Raw genomic sequence first — 14,416 nt, forward strand, 5'->3', positions numbered from 1 at the left:
TTACCACTAATGTTTAGACGTCCATACATCTAGAGGTTGAAATTTTCTAGTTTTTGTCCATAATAATGCCATTCGATTAGTCTGGAGCAGCGCATGCCAATCACCGTCACCGACGAACTCCCAGCCATTGCCCAATTGCGTCATGAAAATGTGTTCGTGATGCCACAAAGTCGTGCATCAACTCAAGAGATCCGCCCAATGCGGCTCGCGATATTAAACTTGATGCCGAATAAGGTGGAGACTGAGGTGCAATTTATCCGATTACTGGCAAATACCCCTTTGCAGGTGAATGTTGATTTGTTGCGACTAGACACCCACCGCAGCTCTGAAAACTCAGAACAACATCTAGATATGTTTTATCGCTATTTTTCGGATGTGAAAGATCAAAACTATGATGCTTTGATCGTCACCGGCGCGCCGCTGGCGCATCTTGAATATGACGATGTGGTGTATTGGCAGGAATTGCAAGCATTTTTTGATTGGGCTGAGCACCATGTTACTTCAACCCTGTTTTCCTGTTGGGCCGCACATGCTGGCTTGTATCACCATTATGGGTTAAAGCGAGCACTCAAAAATGACAAACTTTGCGGCGTATTTAAGCACCACTGTTATTTTGATCACGGGGCGCTCACTCGTGGTTTTGATGATGAGTTCTTGGTGCCACACTCACGCTACGGCCACATCGACATCGATAAAATTAATGCGTGTAAAGACCTAGTGGTATTAGCAGGCTCTGAAAAAGTGGGCGCTTACTTAATTAAAAATCACTCAGGCAGCCAAGTCTATATTACCGGCCACCCTGAATACGACGCCGATACGCTACAAAAAGAATACCATCGTGATTGTGAAAAAATGGCCAACGCACCGCAGCCTGAGAACTATTTTCCTGAGAATGACACCAGCAAACGTCCATCTAAGACATGGCAAAGCCATGCATTCTTGTTATTCTCAAATTGGTTAAACTACTATGTTTACCAAACCACACCTTATGATATTAACTTAGTTAGCCAAGATGTAAGGACTAACAATTATGCCGAATAATGTAGCCGTAAACGGTGAGCAAATAGCAGAGCAGCTTAAGCAAGCAATGCAGCAACGTATTCTGATCTTAGATGGTGCAATGGGAACCATGATCCAAAAGCACAAATTAGAAGAACAAGACTATCGTGGTGAGCGCTTTAAAGATTGGCATGTCCTTATCAAAGGCAACAACGATCTGCTAAGTTTGACGCAGCCTGAGATAATCAAACAGATCCATCGCGATTATCTAGCTGCTGGCGCAGATATCATTGAAACCAATACTTTTAACGCCACCACCATCTCGATGGAAGATTATGACATGGCAAGCCTAAGCCGCGAGATTAATCTTGAATCGGCGAAGCTTGCACGTGCGGTATGTGATGAATTTACCGCCAAAGATCCCAGCAAGCCTCGCTATGTGGCAGGTGTACTTGGCCCAACGTCAAAAACCTGTTCGATTTCTCCAGATGTAAACGACCCTGGTTTTCGCAATATCACTTTTGACAAGTTGGTTGCAGCCTATGTCGAATCAACGCTTGCCCTTATTGAAGGCGGTGCGCACCTTATTTTGATTGAAACGATTTTTGATACGCTCAACGCCAAAGCCGCGTCTTACGGTGTAGAAGAAGCGTTCGAGCAAGCGGGCGTCACTCTGCCTGTTATGATCTCGGGCACAATTACCGACGCTTCCGGTCGCACGCTATCAGGGCAAACCACCGAGGCGTTTTATAACTCCATTCGTCATATTAAGCCAATCTCTATTGGCCTCAACTGCGCGCTAGGCCCAGATTTATTAAGACAGTATGTAGAAGAGCTGTCACGGGTTTGTGAGACTTTTACCTCTGTACATCCAAACGCAGGGCTTCCTAACGAGTTTGGTGAATACGACCTAGAAGCCGATGACATGGCAAAAGAGATTATCGATTGGGGCAATGAAGGGTTTATCAATATTGTTGGCGGCTGCTGTGGCACCACGCCCGAACATATTCGCGCCTTCGCGAGAGGCCTTGAGCAAACCCAGCCGCGTAGCTTGCCTAACATCGAAGTGCGGATGCGTTTGGCAGGTCTTGAAGCCTGTAATTTAAATTAGGAATTCACCATGACACAAACAGCAGTATTTACCAATGTCGGTGAACGTACCAATGTAACGGGATCGGCAAAATTTAAGCGCTTAATTTTAGAAGAAGATTACGAAACCGCGCTGGATGTTGCCAGAGAGCAGGTTGAAAGCGGCGCGCAAGTGATCGATATCAACATGGATGAAGCCATGTTGGACTCAAAAGCTGCGATGGTGAAATTTCTTAATCTGATAGCGTCAGAGCCGGATATTTCTAAAGTCCCCATCATGGTTGACTCGTCTAAATGGGAAGTCATTGAAGCGGGCCTGAAATGTATTCAAGGTAAAGCCATTGTAAACTCAATCTCCTTAAAAGAGGGTGAGGCACCATTTATCCACCAAGCCAAAATCATCAAGCGTTTTGGTGCTGCTGTGGTGGTGATGGCATTTGATGAAGTTGGTCAAGCGGAAACCGCAGAACGAAAGTTTGAGATCTGTCAGCGCTCTTACAAAATCTTGGTTGACGAGCTTGGGTTTCCACCTGAAGACATTATTTTTGACCCTAATATTTTCGCGGTCGCTACGGGTATCGAAGAACACGATAACTACGCCGTAGAATTTATCGAGGGCACGCGCAGAATTAAGCAAAACCTGCCACACTGTAAAGTGTCAGGGGGTGTATCTAACGTATCCTTCTCATTCCGTGGTAACAACCCGGTGCGTGAAGCGATCCACTCTGTGTTTCTTTACCATGCGATTAAAGCAGGCATGGATATGGGGATCGTCAATGCCGGTCAGTTAGCCGTGTATGACGATATTCCAAAAGAGCTCCGTGATGCCGTTGAGGATGTGATCCTCAATACCGACGCCGGTGCTGGCGAACGATTGGTTGAGATCGCGCCTAAATACTCGGGCATGGCGCAAGCCGAAAAACAGGAAGATTTAGAGTGGCGTTCTTGGCCAGTTGAAAAACGCTTGGAGCACGCCTTAGTTAAAGGGATCACCGAGTTTATCGACGAGGATACCGAGGCCTGTCGCCAACAGTTTGATAAGCCAATTCAAGTGATTGAAGGGCCACTGATGGATGGTATGAACGTGGTTGGCGACTTGTTTGGCGCGGGCAAAATGTTCCTGCCTCAAGTGGTGAAATCTGCTCGAGTGATGAAGCGCGCGGTTGCCTATCTTGACCCTTACATTGAGGCCGAAAAAGAAGAAGGCTCTAGTAACGGTAAAGTGATCATGGCCACGGTTAAGGGCGATGTACACGACATTGGCAAAAACATTGTGGGCGTGGTACTGCAATGTAACAACTACGAAGTCGTGGACTTGGGTGTGATGGTGCCAGCAGAGAAAATTCTGCAAACGGCCATTGACGAAAACGCTGATGTCATTGGTCTGTCTGGCCTTATTACGCCATCCCTTGATGAAATGGTGCATGTTGCGAAAGAAATGACGCGTCGCGGCTTTGATATTCCTCTACTCATTGGTGGTGCAACCACATCGAAAGCGCATACGGCGGTTAAAATTGAACCTCAGTACGACAAAGGTGTGATTTACGTCAATAACGCCAGTCGTGCGGTTGGTGTGGTATCTAGCCTGCTAAGTAAAACCCAAAAGCCAGAGTTTTTAGCAAAAACCGCGGATGAATACGTCAAAGTACGGGAGCAGCAGGCGCGTAAAAAGCCACGTTCAAAACCGGTTACCTTGGCGCGTGCGCGCGATAATGCGGTAAAAATTGATTGGCAAAGCTACACGCCACCGGTGCCGAGCAAGTTGGGGATCACCGAATTTAAAGACGTAAGCATCAAAACACTACGTGATTATATTGACTGGACACCTTTTTTTATGACTTGGTCGCTGGCCGGTAAATACCCACGTATTTTGCAAGACGAGGTGGTTGGTGAAGAGGCGCAAAAGCTGTTTCACGATGCCAATGCCATGTTAGATCAATTGCAACAAGATGGTAGTTTGCAACCACTAGGTGTGATCGGGTTGTTCCCTGCGAATCGTGTGGGTGACGATATTGAGATTTACAAAGATGAGTCGCGTAGCGAAGTATTGGTAACCTCATGTCAGTTACGTCAACAAACCGAAAAAACCGATTTTCCTAACTATTGTTTGTCGGATTATATCGCGCCTAAAGGCACACCTGATTATTTCGGTGCATTTGCCGTCACTGGCGGTCTTGAAGAAGATGACTTAGCAGATGCATTTGATGCCAAGCAAGATGACTACAACAAGATCATGATTAAAGCGGTCGCAGATCGCTTAGCCGAGGCATTTGCTGAATATTTACATGAGCAAGTGCGTAAAGTGTACTGGGGATTTGCAGCGGATGAAGCGCTAAGTAACGAAGAACTTATCCGTGAAAACTATCAAGGGATCCGTCCTGCGCCAGGGTATCCAGCGTGCCCTGAACACACCGAGAAACAAAAAATTTGGCAGTTGTTAGATGTCGAAAACCGTATCGGTATGAAGCTGACTAGCTCATACGCCATGTGGCCGGGAGCAGCGGTGTCGGGTTGGTATTTCTCACATCCAGATTCTAAGTACTTTGCCGTTGCCAGTATTCAAAGAGATCAAGTAGAAGACTATGCTGCGCGTCAAGCGATGTCGCTAGAAGAAGCGGAGCGTTGGCTTGGTCCTAACTTAGGATATGAAACGGCATAATAGCTGAATTGAAGCCTAGCTTAACTTAATCTAAGACTAAGGTAAGCTGGGCTTTTTATTGCTTTCACTTTGTGAGTTTTAACGTTTATTGGCGGGCTGATAAATTTCAAATCCAAATTCATTAGAATATGTTGTTTAGTAGTTAACAGAGCACGCTAAATTCAAGTATACTGAGTTGAATAACTGTTAATAACAAGGCTTTACTCAACAATGAAGATGAAGTGGCTGTTTTCACTCCTTTTTATTTCCAATCTCTGTTGGGGGAGCAATCAGCTGGTTGTTGACATTATCAGTAGCGAAAATTTCAGTCAGCGTTATGAGCACTTTCTTGCTGGTCGTGACGTTTTAGACGTTGATTCTTTTTTTCCAACCACCAAAGGTTCGCATATTGAAATCATCGAAATGGTGTTACTACAGCAGGCCTTGTTTCTTGGTGGTGAGACGCGCAAAGTTGTATTTAATCCAAAACCTTCGGTGAATATTTTAGAGTTTTCCGATCTGATCGCTGGGGAAAGTTTAATCCTTGCTCGCAGTGTTTGGCATGAAAATATCGTGGACTATCGCGGCTCATTATTTATCTCAGATCCGCTTGTTGAAGTAGGAGATTACGAAGCTGGGCTTTACGTCACCAAGCGTAATGTCGCACTGCAGCAAACGCCGCTTTCACAGCTTCGGCAGCTGAATGTGGTATCTAACCCGCAATGGGAAGTGGATTGGCGTGCTTTGATGAATACAGATTTACACATGGTGAGCTTTATTGGCCCGTGGGAAACCATGTTGGCAATGGTAGAAAGTGATGTCGTCGACACTATGTTGATTAATTTTAGCGTGAGTGATTCTTTAACTTTAAATTTTGAAGGTAAAGAATATGTCCCAATCGAAAATATTAAGGTTGTCTTGCCAGACTCTCGGCATTTTGTCGTCAGTAAAAATCATCCTGAAGGCGTGCAAATATTTGCGGCACTCAATCGTGGGTTAAAAATACTTAAACGACGAGGCGTGATCAAACGGGCGTTGACAGAATCTGGTTTTATCAACAAAAAAGTGGCGAATTGGCAGGTGGCTAACGCTGAAATGCTGGTGGGAGGAGACTAATGCAGCCAGCTGTGGTATCGCTTTGCATATTGGTAAGTGCGCTAATTACATTTTGTGGTTTTGCTTACGAATCATCAGAACAAATACAGCGCAACTTAAATGCGCTACAAATGTCGGCTGAACAAGATTATGACTTGTCTTTATTACCGGACATCAGAGCTCTTCGAGAGCAAGCGCGTGCGCAAGGTAATAAGCCGTTGCAAATCAAAGCATTACTGTTAGAGGGTAGTATAGTTCAACACTTTGGTGAGTTTGAGGATGGTCTCGACTTGCACCAACAAGCGTTGCAGTTGGCCGAAGCCGATAACAATACATTTTTAAAGGCAAACACCTATCTCGCCATTGCTCACCTTGATATTGACTTAGAGAGCTATGAGTTAGCGCAGCGCTATTTAGATAAAGCGTCAGTACTGGCTGAGCAAATTGATGATAATGCCCAGATAAAAGCCGATATCAGTTTATGGCAGTCGCGCTTGAATATGGATAAGGGCGCTTATCGTTTAGCGCTTAAGTCTTCTTTCGTTCCAGAGATTTCAGGCATTCGGCAGGAGACGCTTGCGCAGTTAAAGCTGACGCGTTCTTGGGCTCATTTACAGCTCGGTGAATATTTACCAGCCAAGCAAATTCTAGATGAATTAGACAATGCGGGTTATTTGGTTCAAAACCAAAGAATGCGGATTATGTCGGCAGTGCAGCGTGCCAGAGTGGCTTTACAAAGTGGCGATTTTGCAACTTCAATTGATTTAGCTCAGGCTGGGCTGAGAGATACACTCGGCACACGTTTTTTACTTTTTCAATCTCAGTTGCAGTGGATACTGGCCTCAGCCTATGCTCAGCTTGGAGACTATCAGCAAGCGCATCGTTATTTAAAACGCTATGCCGTTACCGAGCAGTCACTGAATTTGCAAAAGCGTAATAACAAACTACTTAAGCTAGAAGCGCAATATTCTCTTGCCCAACAAAAGCAGGCACTTAATGAGCTTGAGCGAGACAATGCCCAGCAGGCAAAGCAGATTATGGCGCATCAGCAACAGATAGAAAATGCAAGATTAAGCCAGCAGCGTTGGTTATTGATAGTCCTGCTTGTATTTACCTTAGCGCTGGTCTTTTATTGGCGTTGGCAAAATCGCCGTTACACCAAGCTGTTAGAAAGTCAGGTTGCGCAGCGTACTGAGGAACTCGCAGAGCGAAATAAGCGGTTACAAACCCTTAGTTTCACCGATAGCTTGACCGGTCTGAGTAATCGGCATCATTTTTTTAGCGTGATCGATGGCACCATTGAAGTGTACAGGCAAAAGTGGCAAATTCCGCAAACACAACAGAATGCCGATCTAATTTTTGTGATTATTGATATCGACCACTTTAAAAATATCAATGATAGTTTTGGCCATGCCGCAGGAGATATCGTGTTGCAAGACTTTGCTGAAATCCTCAAGCAATGCACACGAGAGTCAGATATATTAGTGCGCTGGGGTGGGGAAGAGTTTTTGTTGGTGATGCCGGATATGGACAGAGCGGCTGCGCACGAAGTGACAGAACGGATCCGTCGCCAAGTGGAGAGCTATCCATTTGTGGTGAACGATCAAACTATCAACTGTACTTGTTCAATTGGCTTTGCTCCATTCCCGTTTGACCCAACACAACCAGACAAGCTTAACTGGGAACATGTGTTAGAGTTAGCCGACGGTGGCTTATATCTTGCGAAAGAATCTCATCGTAATGCCTGGGTTGGCGTGCACACTGGAGACGAGGAAGTACAGAGTCCGGCAGAGCACATGGTGCAAAATCTACGCTCATATTTACAAGCAGGCAAACTAAAAACGTGGTCAAATCTATCCGATCTTATTTATGCTTGTAATACTCGTTAAGCGAATTCTGCTGTTTGGAGACATCCAGTTTAGGTGTATCATATTGAACAAGATAGAATAATAAAGCGCTATAGTTTTGCTGCCGATTGAAGCCTTCATCCCCGAGATTATTTCCACCTTAAACAATGATAACCGTCTGGTATTACAAGCCGAGCCCGGCGCAGGTAAATCGACCTTAGTGCCGCTGCGTTTACTGCAAGCTGATATTTTTTCCGGTAAAAAAATTATTATGCTTGAGCCACGTCGTGTGGCTGCAAAATCTATCGCGACCTATTTGGCCAAACAGCTGGGGGAATCGGTCGGTGAGCGAGTCGGTTATCAAATCCGAAACGAGCAACGTGTTTCATCCAACACCCGCTTGGAAATCGTCACCGAAGGCGTATTGACTCGCCGTCTTCAAGCGGATCCCGAACTCAGTGATGTTGCACTTATTATCTTCGATGAATTCCATGAGCGTTCTATTCATGCGGATCTAGCTTTAATGCTCGCGTTTGAAGTGCAACAAGCGTATCGCGACGACCTCAAATTACTGGTGATGTCTGCAACGATAGACTCCGAGCTTTTATCGAATTATCTGGATGGTGCACCAAGGTTATCTTGCCCTAGTAAAACCTATCCTGTTGAAATTGAATATGTCGGTAAAGCGAGTCGTTACTTGGCAGATCATGTGTTAAGTGTGCTGCGTCACGCTTTCACTCTACAAAGCGATGGTGATGTATTGGTTTTTCTTCCCGGACAGGCTGATATTCAGCGCTGCATTGAGGCGTGCCAAGTGCTTGACCAAAGTAATATTGAGCTTCTGCCTTTGTACGGCGGGTTACCCTTATCTGAGCAAGAGAAAGTACTCAGTAAAAGCGCCAGCGCATCAAGACGTATTATTTTTTCGACCAATATTGCTGAAACCAGTTTGACTATAACCGGGATCACTATGGTTATAGATTCTGGCCTTGAAAAACGCTTAACCTATGACGTTAGAAGCGGTCTCTCGCGGCTCGATACGGTGATGATCTCAAAGGCATCAGCAACACAACGTGCAGGGCGTGCGGGTCGTCTACAAGCGGGCCATTGTTTACGTCTTTGGCGCGAAAGCGAGCATCATAATTTAAGTGACTTTCAGCCAGAAGAAATAACCACCACTGACCTTTCTGACTTAGCGTTAGAGCTCAGCGCGTGGGGCGTGACACAATACAAGGACGCGAATTGGCTAACATCGCCACCGGTGCAACATTTTTCGGTGGCCTGTCAATTGAATCAGTCGCTTGGCTTGGTCGATGCGCATAATAAAGTGTTAACTGCTGGGCAGCGTGCACTACAACTGGGGGTTTCGCCTCGTCTTGCCAGCATGCTACTGCGATGTGAGACGCTAATTTCGCAACAACTTGCTTGTTTTTTGGCGGCAATATTGAGCGAGCGAGATATTTTAGTACAAGCTAACACAAGCGATATATGTGAACGAGTATTGGCATTGGTAGAGTTTGTGCAAGACCGTACCCGTGCCGCCAAAGCATATCGTTTGCACAGAGCTGCCGCAGAGCAGGCCGTAAAATTGGCCAAATCATTTGCACACAAACTGGGAATTAGTCTCAAGAGTGAAGCAATCAACCTTGTAGATATTCAAACCTTAGTGCCCACTTTATTGCTCCATGCCTTTCCTGACAGAGCTGCACAAAAACGTCCTTTAGGGGACAACCGCTACTTACTTGCGAATGGCCGGGGAGTAACATTACGTGACGGCGATCCGCTGCAAGGTCAGGCCTATTTGATTGTTTGTGATGTGGATGGCAAAAATAAAGATGGCTTGGTATTTCTAAGCTGCGCAATCGAAAAGAGCACATTACTTGAGCAGCTAGCGCCATATTTGAGTGAGGTGGTGCAGTATCAACTGGATAGTAAAAAAGAGGCGATTCAGGGCCGGCAACAAGTTAAATATCATGCTCTGGTATTAAAAGAGCAAAACCTGAGTCAGATCCCCAAAGAAGCGTTTGCCCAATGTGTGAAGGATATTCTCACATCGGAAGGACTTGGTTTGCTCAATTGGTCGGTAAAAAGTCACGCTTGGCTCGCTCGAGCTAAATGGTTAAGTGAGCACTTGAATACCTTCCCACAGATATCTGAGTCAAGTTTGATAGCGCAGCTTGATACTTGGTTATTGCCCTATTTGACGGGCGTAAACACTATCAAACAACTGAAGCAACTGGATATTTTTAACCTGCTTCAAGCGACACTCACTTGGGAGCAGCAACAGCAACTCGAAGCGCAAGCACCTGAGTTTTATGTTACGCCAAGCGATAAGCGAGTCGCGATCCGTTACGATGAGCACCAAGGGCCAACCGTTTCTGTGGTGTTACAAGAAATGTTTGGTCAATTGACGTCGCCAACGCTCGCCAATGGTCAAGTCGCAGTGCGATTTGAGCTGTTATCTCCAGCGAAAAGGCCAATCCAAACCACCAGTGATTTAAGCAACTTTTGGCAAACTTCTTATTTTGAGGTGGCCAAAGAAATGCGTGGTCGATATCCAAAACACCGATGGCCAGATAAACCGCTTGAGGAAAAGCCCGGCCGCTCCATAAAAGCGAGAGGAAAGTAGGCTGGTGGAGCAATAGGCTTGTAAAGAAGTCATAATGGCTATAACGTGAACAGTCTAATGTAGAAAGGAGTGTGAAATGCGGTCTATTACGGGGTTCATCTTATTGGGCTTAATTGTTGCTCAGCCAACTTATAGCGGTGAGTTTGAAGTGCTTTATCAATCTGACACAGCAAAAGTCGTTAGAGATAAAAGTTATGGCACAAACATTGGGATCTTTGCAACGAAAAGGGGAGTGGTGATCATTGACCCCACAGCTGAAGATGCGGATTTGCCAAAGCTCAATGATTTGATACAGAATAGCTTTCAGACCGAGAAAAAATACCTGCTAAATACGCATAGTCATTCGGATCACACTGGTGGTAATGCTTTTTTTCAACAACAGGGTTTTACACTTATTGACAGCCCACAAGGGTTAAAGGAGCTTGGGGTGATAAAGCATACTCAAGCCGTTTCACATACCGCCAATGACAACATTCTCTATCACCCCACGAGCAATATTTTATTCACCGGGGACATTTACACCACAAACTGGCATCCAACATTTTATGCTGGGGGCTTAACGGGTTTTAATAAAGCGGTAGACTTACTTTTATCGATTGGCGATCAAAATACGTTGATTGTGCCAGGTCATGGCAAACCTACATCGAAAAGAGAACTCGAAGAACATAGAATTCAAACATTCGCTTTGGTTGAGCGGGTGAAGATTTTGAATCAGGCGGGTAAGTCGGTTGAGCAAATAAAGAACGATGAGGAGATTAAGCGCTTATTATCACAGTTTAATCTTGAAGGGCGACAACCCTTTCTTCCAGAGCGGGCGCTGAATACATTTGTAAAGCGGACATTATCTGTGGTAGCCAATTATCCAGAAAATCACAAGTAAGATCAGTTTTAGTTAAGCTTTGTTCATCAATACTAAACCTTTAGCATTCTAGGTGTGTATGTAGATGGTCTGGGCTAAAATAGGTAAATTTGTATTACTTACTATCTTGGTGGTATTAAGTTGGTCATCAGCTTTCAATCTCACCATGACGGAGTTCATTGATGGAGCGCTGCTACAATCCTCGCTCGTCTATGCTTCAGCACGTACAGTAAATGGCGCTATTTCTTTGTTGCAATCTGCCGAAGTTGGGATTGGTGTTGCAAGCATTCAACCTGCGCAGCTACTCGATCCTATCAATGATTTAGCTGAATACATTTCTGATGTGATGCAACTAGCCATTGGCTCTTTGTTTATACAACGAATTCTCTACACCATTTCTACTCATGTATTGTTTAGTGTCGCTTTTACTGTCACGGTAATTGGATATTTCGTGTGCTGCTATCTAGGGTTTTGGCAAACGGTTAGAACTAAAATATTAGCCACGATGCTATTGATCCGTTTTGTGGTTCCCTTTGTAATTCTATCGACAGGTCTCACTAGCCAACTCTTACTGGACCAAGAAATAAATAAACAAAGTGAAGTTGTGTCGAGCAGTGTTGATCTCTTCCAATCTCAAGCAACAAAGACCAGTGCGCAAAGTGCAAAAATAAAGGCCCAAATCACCGGTCAAAAGCAAAGCCATAGTGAACAAATAGCGTTATTGACAAAACAACAGATCCGTCTTCATGGTGAAGCTACCGAGCTACATGCTGAAATTACCGCGTTGGAAGGTGATATTGAAGCGGCTCAAGCGAACCGAAGTTTATCCGAGTGGTTAACATTTACCAAAAGTGAAGAGGCAAAGCCACTGATTGAAAAGCAACAACGATTGGCTAGTGATAAGGCTAAAATTGATACTCAAATTGCACTTATTAATAGAGAGAAAGATCAACATCAACAACAAATAGAAAGGCTCAATGAGCAGCTACACGTTAGTAATGAGGGGACGTTAAGTCGAGCAATTAAAGCCGTTTCTAGTGGTATTAACGATATGCTCGACGCTGCTGAGTCACTCTTTATCGACTTCTTAAACGTGGTATCGCTTTTGCTACTGAAGTTAGTATTGATGCCGCTGTTATTTTTCTATTTGGCGAGCAAAACTTTTAAAGCGATTTGGCGATTATAGTATTAGAGTCTAAGAATACCCCCACGTATATAGACATAAAATATAGTTCAATAGGGCCAGTGATAATATGATTAGCATCATTCTTAAAGACTTCTATAGAGTTTTAGAATTCGGTGGTCGGTGTTAAATAATTGACATTGGAATTGAAATAGGTACGATTTAAAATTAGTCAGTTTTTATTGCTTTTAAGTTGTTTTAGGTAATTTCTGAGCAGGTTGAAATGTAATAAGAGCTTGGCTGTTGCGGTTGATATACCCGTCTTAACATGTAAATGAAACACCCCATAGGCTTTGTGGGCTGAATAAAAAGGAAATTAAAATGATAAAATATATTTTTTCAGTTTTGCTATTAGCACCTGTTTTTTCAATTGCTGCTGAAGCGAATAATGTTGAAGTAAATAACAAACAAGCAAAAACTTACGACTCAACAAAGTTTTGCTACTACGCAGATAAACAATTCTCTGAAGGCGCAAAACACTATATCGGCGATGTCGTGCAGCGTTGTGTTAGACGTGGGGACAATATCTTGGTCTGGAAGACACTCTAGTTTGCTGTAAACTTCGCGACCTATCATAGGTGTGTAGCTTACATCGGTTATACACCTCTAACTATGACCAAGTTAAAGCGTAACTAAGAGTTACTTTCTAGACTTCCAATTCATTATTTACTTCAAAAATTCCCAGAAAAGCTCTGCCACAGTCCCACTGTTGGGAAAGAAACACAAACAAAAAATAAAAAAGCACAATAATTCAATGGCTTAATTTTGGCATGGATGTCGCTTTTACGTATAAAAAATTAATACAGTGAAGCGATGGATATTAAAACGACTCTGACAAAACCACCTGTCAAGGCTTTTAGGTGGCGATTAATTGTGACTGTCACCCTAATTATACTCTTTGGTATGTTGTTCTTACCGGACAAGCACCAGCTAGATGTAGAAACACTCAAGTTTGCCTCTATTCAATCCGGGCCAATAGAATTTAGTGTTAAAGGCTATGGAAGGTTACGCTCAAAGATCAGTAGAGAGATCACGACCGCATTTGCAGCTCAAGTTGAAACCATACTGCATCTTCCAGGCAGTAGGGTAGAGCCAGACACCGTTATTTTACAGTTAACCAATCCTGAGTTAACTCAGCAACTCCACCGAGAAAGACTAGTACTCGCTAGGCAAAAAGCCAATGTTGAAGCGTTAAGGCTAAGCCAAGAAAGTGAGCGACTAGTATTGAAAGGACAAAATACCCTACTCAGCAGTGAGCTTGAAAATGCCAAATTGCGAGAGCAGGCTGAGCGCCAATTAGTTACTCAAGGCATAGTTTCAAGCTTAGACCATCAGCGCTCAATCTTAACTGTCGCTCAGTTAAGCGAGCGAGTAAAGCTCGCTCAGCAGCAACTTAGCCAAACCAGTGCATTACACAAGCAAAGAATTGAGATTGAGCTAGAACTATTAAAAGAATATGAGCTGAGCTATCAGGTCGCGCTTCAGGCGGTGGAGCAATTACAAGTCACTTCGGGGATCAGCGGCATGTTGCAGCAAGTACATGTCAGTCAAGGTCAAGCAATTACACGCGGGCAGGCGCTAGCTGTGGTAGGCAGTGAGCGAACTTTGGTAGCCGACTTACTGGTGCCAGAGCGAGAAGCAAGCGAGATTATCTTAGGTCAACGAGCAGTAGTAGACACCTTTGTTGGTCAGGTTGAGGCAAAGGTTAGCCGCGTTGTGCCCATCGTACAAGACGGGCGTATTGCGATAGAGCTGGCATTGCTTGGGGAGCTGCCAAGCAATGCTCGCCCACTTTTGACTGTTGAAGGGCAAATTTTTACAGCAAAAAAGACCGCCGCACTTTCACTTATTAAGCCACCGCGTGCAACTCCACAATCTCAGAGTCAATTATTTGTTTTAGATAAACAAAACAACATGCTTATCAAAAAAAGTTTCAAGTTTGGTAAACTAGCCGGCAATGCCATTGAAGTACTCGAAGGCGGTGTATCCGGTGAGCGAGTGGTGGTGTCAGAAATGTCTGACTACCAGCACCTAGAAAAAATAACAATTAAATCACTCAATCGGTAAAGGAAGAACA

The 14,416-nt window shown here is 44.3% G+C and carries 10 protein-coding genes; all 10 read left to right on the forward strand.

Annotation, left to right across the window (positions count from 1 at the left end; all coding sequences use genetic code 11):
• The first annotated feature begins 93 nt into the window (after positions 1-93).
• The 10 genes from metA to MHN32_RS14045 all read left to right on the forward strand — a co-directional run bounded on the left by metA (position 94) and on the right by MHN32_RS14045 (position 14,406).
• Positions 94-1,041, forward strand: coding sequence for a homoserine O-succinyltransferase (gene metA / locus MHN32_RS14000; protein WP_102056401.1), 948 nt, complete (start codon positions 94-96; stop codon positions 1,039-1,041).
• Positions 1,031-2,110 carry a homocysteine S-methyltransferase family protein gene (locus MHN32_RS14005; RefSeq protein WP_010604097.1) on the forward strand — a complete coding sequence of 360 codons (1,080 nt, stop codon included), beginning with the start codon at positions 1,031-1,033 and terminating at the stop codon, positions 2,108-2,110. Before metA ends, MHN32_RS14005 begins: the two co-directional genes overlap by 11 nt.
• Before the next feature lie 9 nt (positions 2,111-2,119).
• Positions 2,120-4,747 carry a methionine synthase gene (gene metH, locus MHN32_RS14010; protein ID WP_239422120.1) on the forward strand — a complete coding sequence of 876 codons (2,628 nt, stop codon included), beginning with the start codon at positions 2,120-2,122 and terminating at the stop codon, positions 4,745-4,747.
• A gap of 210 nt (positions 4,748-4,957) precedes the next feature.
• A complete protein-coding gene (locus MHN32_RS14015; protein WP_102056404.1) occupies positions 4,958-5,842 on the forward strand; it encodes a hypothetical protein in 885 nt (294 codons plus the stop codon).
• Positions 5,842-7,710 (forward strand): GGDEF domain-containing protein, encoded by a 1,869-nt coding sequence (locus MHN32_RS14020; protein WP_239422121.1) that lies wholly within the window; start codon positions 5,842-5,844, stop codon positions 7,708-7,710. Before MHN32_RS14015 ends, MHN32_RS14020 begins: the two co-directional genes overlap by 1 nt.
• A 76-nt stretch (positions 7,711-7,786) precedes the next feature.
• Positions 7,787-10,297: an ATP-dependent helicase HrpB gene (gene hrpB, locus MHN32_RS14025; protein WP_239422123.1), complete on the forward strand. Its 2,511-nt coding sequence runs from the start codon at positions 7,787-7,789 to the stop codon at positions 10,295-10,297.
• 76 nt (positions 10,298-10,373) lie between these two features.
• Positions 10,374-11,177, forward strand: a complete 804-nt coding sequence (locus MHN32_RS14030; RefSeq protein ID WP_102056407.1) for an MBL fold metallo-hydrolase — start codon at positions 10,374-10,376, stop codon at positions 11,175-11,177.
• A 64-nt stretch (positions 11,178-11,241) separates the two neighbouring features.
• Complete coding sequence (locus MHN32_RS14035; RefSeq protein ID WP_239422125.1) at positions 11,242-12,342, forward strand: hypothetical protein; 1,101 nt, start codon at positions 11,242-11,244, stop codon at positions 12,340-12,342.
• 318 nt (positions 12,343-12,660) lie between these two features.
• Positions 12,661-12,888, forward strand: a complete 228-nt coding sequence (locus tag MHN32_RS14040; protein ID WP_010604090.1) for a DUF1496 domain-containing protein — start codon at positions 12,661-12,663, stop codon at positions 12,886-12,888.
• A 324-nt stretch (positions 12,889-13,212) separates the two neighbouring features.
• Positions 13,213-14,406 carry an HlyD family efflux transporter periplasmic adaptor subunit gene (locus MHN32_RS14045; RefSeq protein WP_239422127.1) on the forward strand — a complete coding sequence of 398 codons (1,194 nt, stop codon included), beginning with the start codon at positions 13,213-13,215 and terminating at the stop codon, positions 14,404-14,406.
• Positions 14,407-14,416 lie beyond the last annotated feature (10 nt).

It is taken from the genome of Pseudoalteromonas sp. Of11M-6, assembly GCF_022347905.1.
In the GTDB taxonomy this organism is placed as follows: Bacteria; Pseudomonadota; Gammaproteobacteria; order Enterobacterales; family Alteromonadaceae; genus Pseudoalteromonas.

Coding starts and splice junctions, on each gene's coding strand:
- MHN32_RS14020 (WP_239422121.1), top strand. CDS start 5,842: ATGCAGCCAGCTGTGGTATCGCTTTGCATATTGGTAAGTGCGCTAATT.
- metA (WP_102056401.1), top strand. CDS start 94: ATGCCAATCACCGTCACCGACGAACTCCCAGCCATTGCCCAATTGCGT.
- MHN32_RS14005 (WP_010604097.1), top strand. CDS start 1,031: ATGCCGAATAATGTAGCCGTAAACGGTGAGCAAATAGCAGAGCAGCTT.
- MHN32_RS14015 (WP_102056404.1), top strand. CDS start 4,958: ATGAAGATGAAGTGGCTGTTTTCACTCCTTTTTATTTCCAATCTCTGT.
- MHN32_RS14030 (WP_102056407.1), top strand. CDS start 10,374: ATGCGGTCTATTACGGGGTTCATCTTATTGGGCTTAATTGTTGCTCAG.
- metH (WP_239422120.1), top strand. CDS start 2,120: ATGACACAAACAGCAGTATTTACCAATGTCGGTGAACGTACCAATGTA.
- MHN32_RS14040 (WP_010604090.1), top strand. CDS start 12,661: ATGATAAAATATATTTTTTCAGTTTTGCTATTAGCACCTGTTTTTTCA.
- MHN32_RS14035 (WP_239422125.1), top strand. CDS start 11,242: ATGGTCTGGGCTAAAATAGGTAAATTTGTATTACTTACTATCTTGGTG.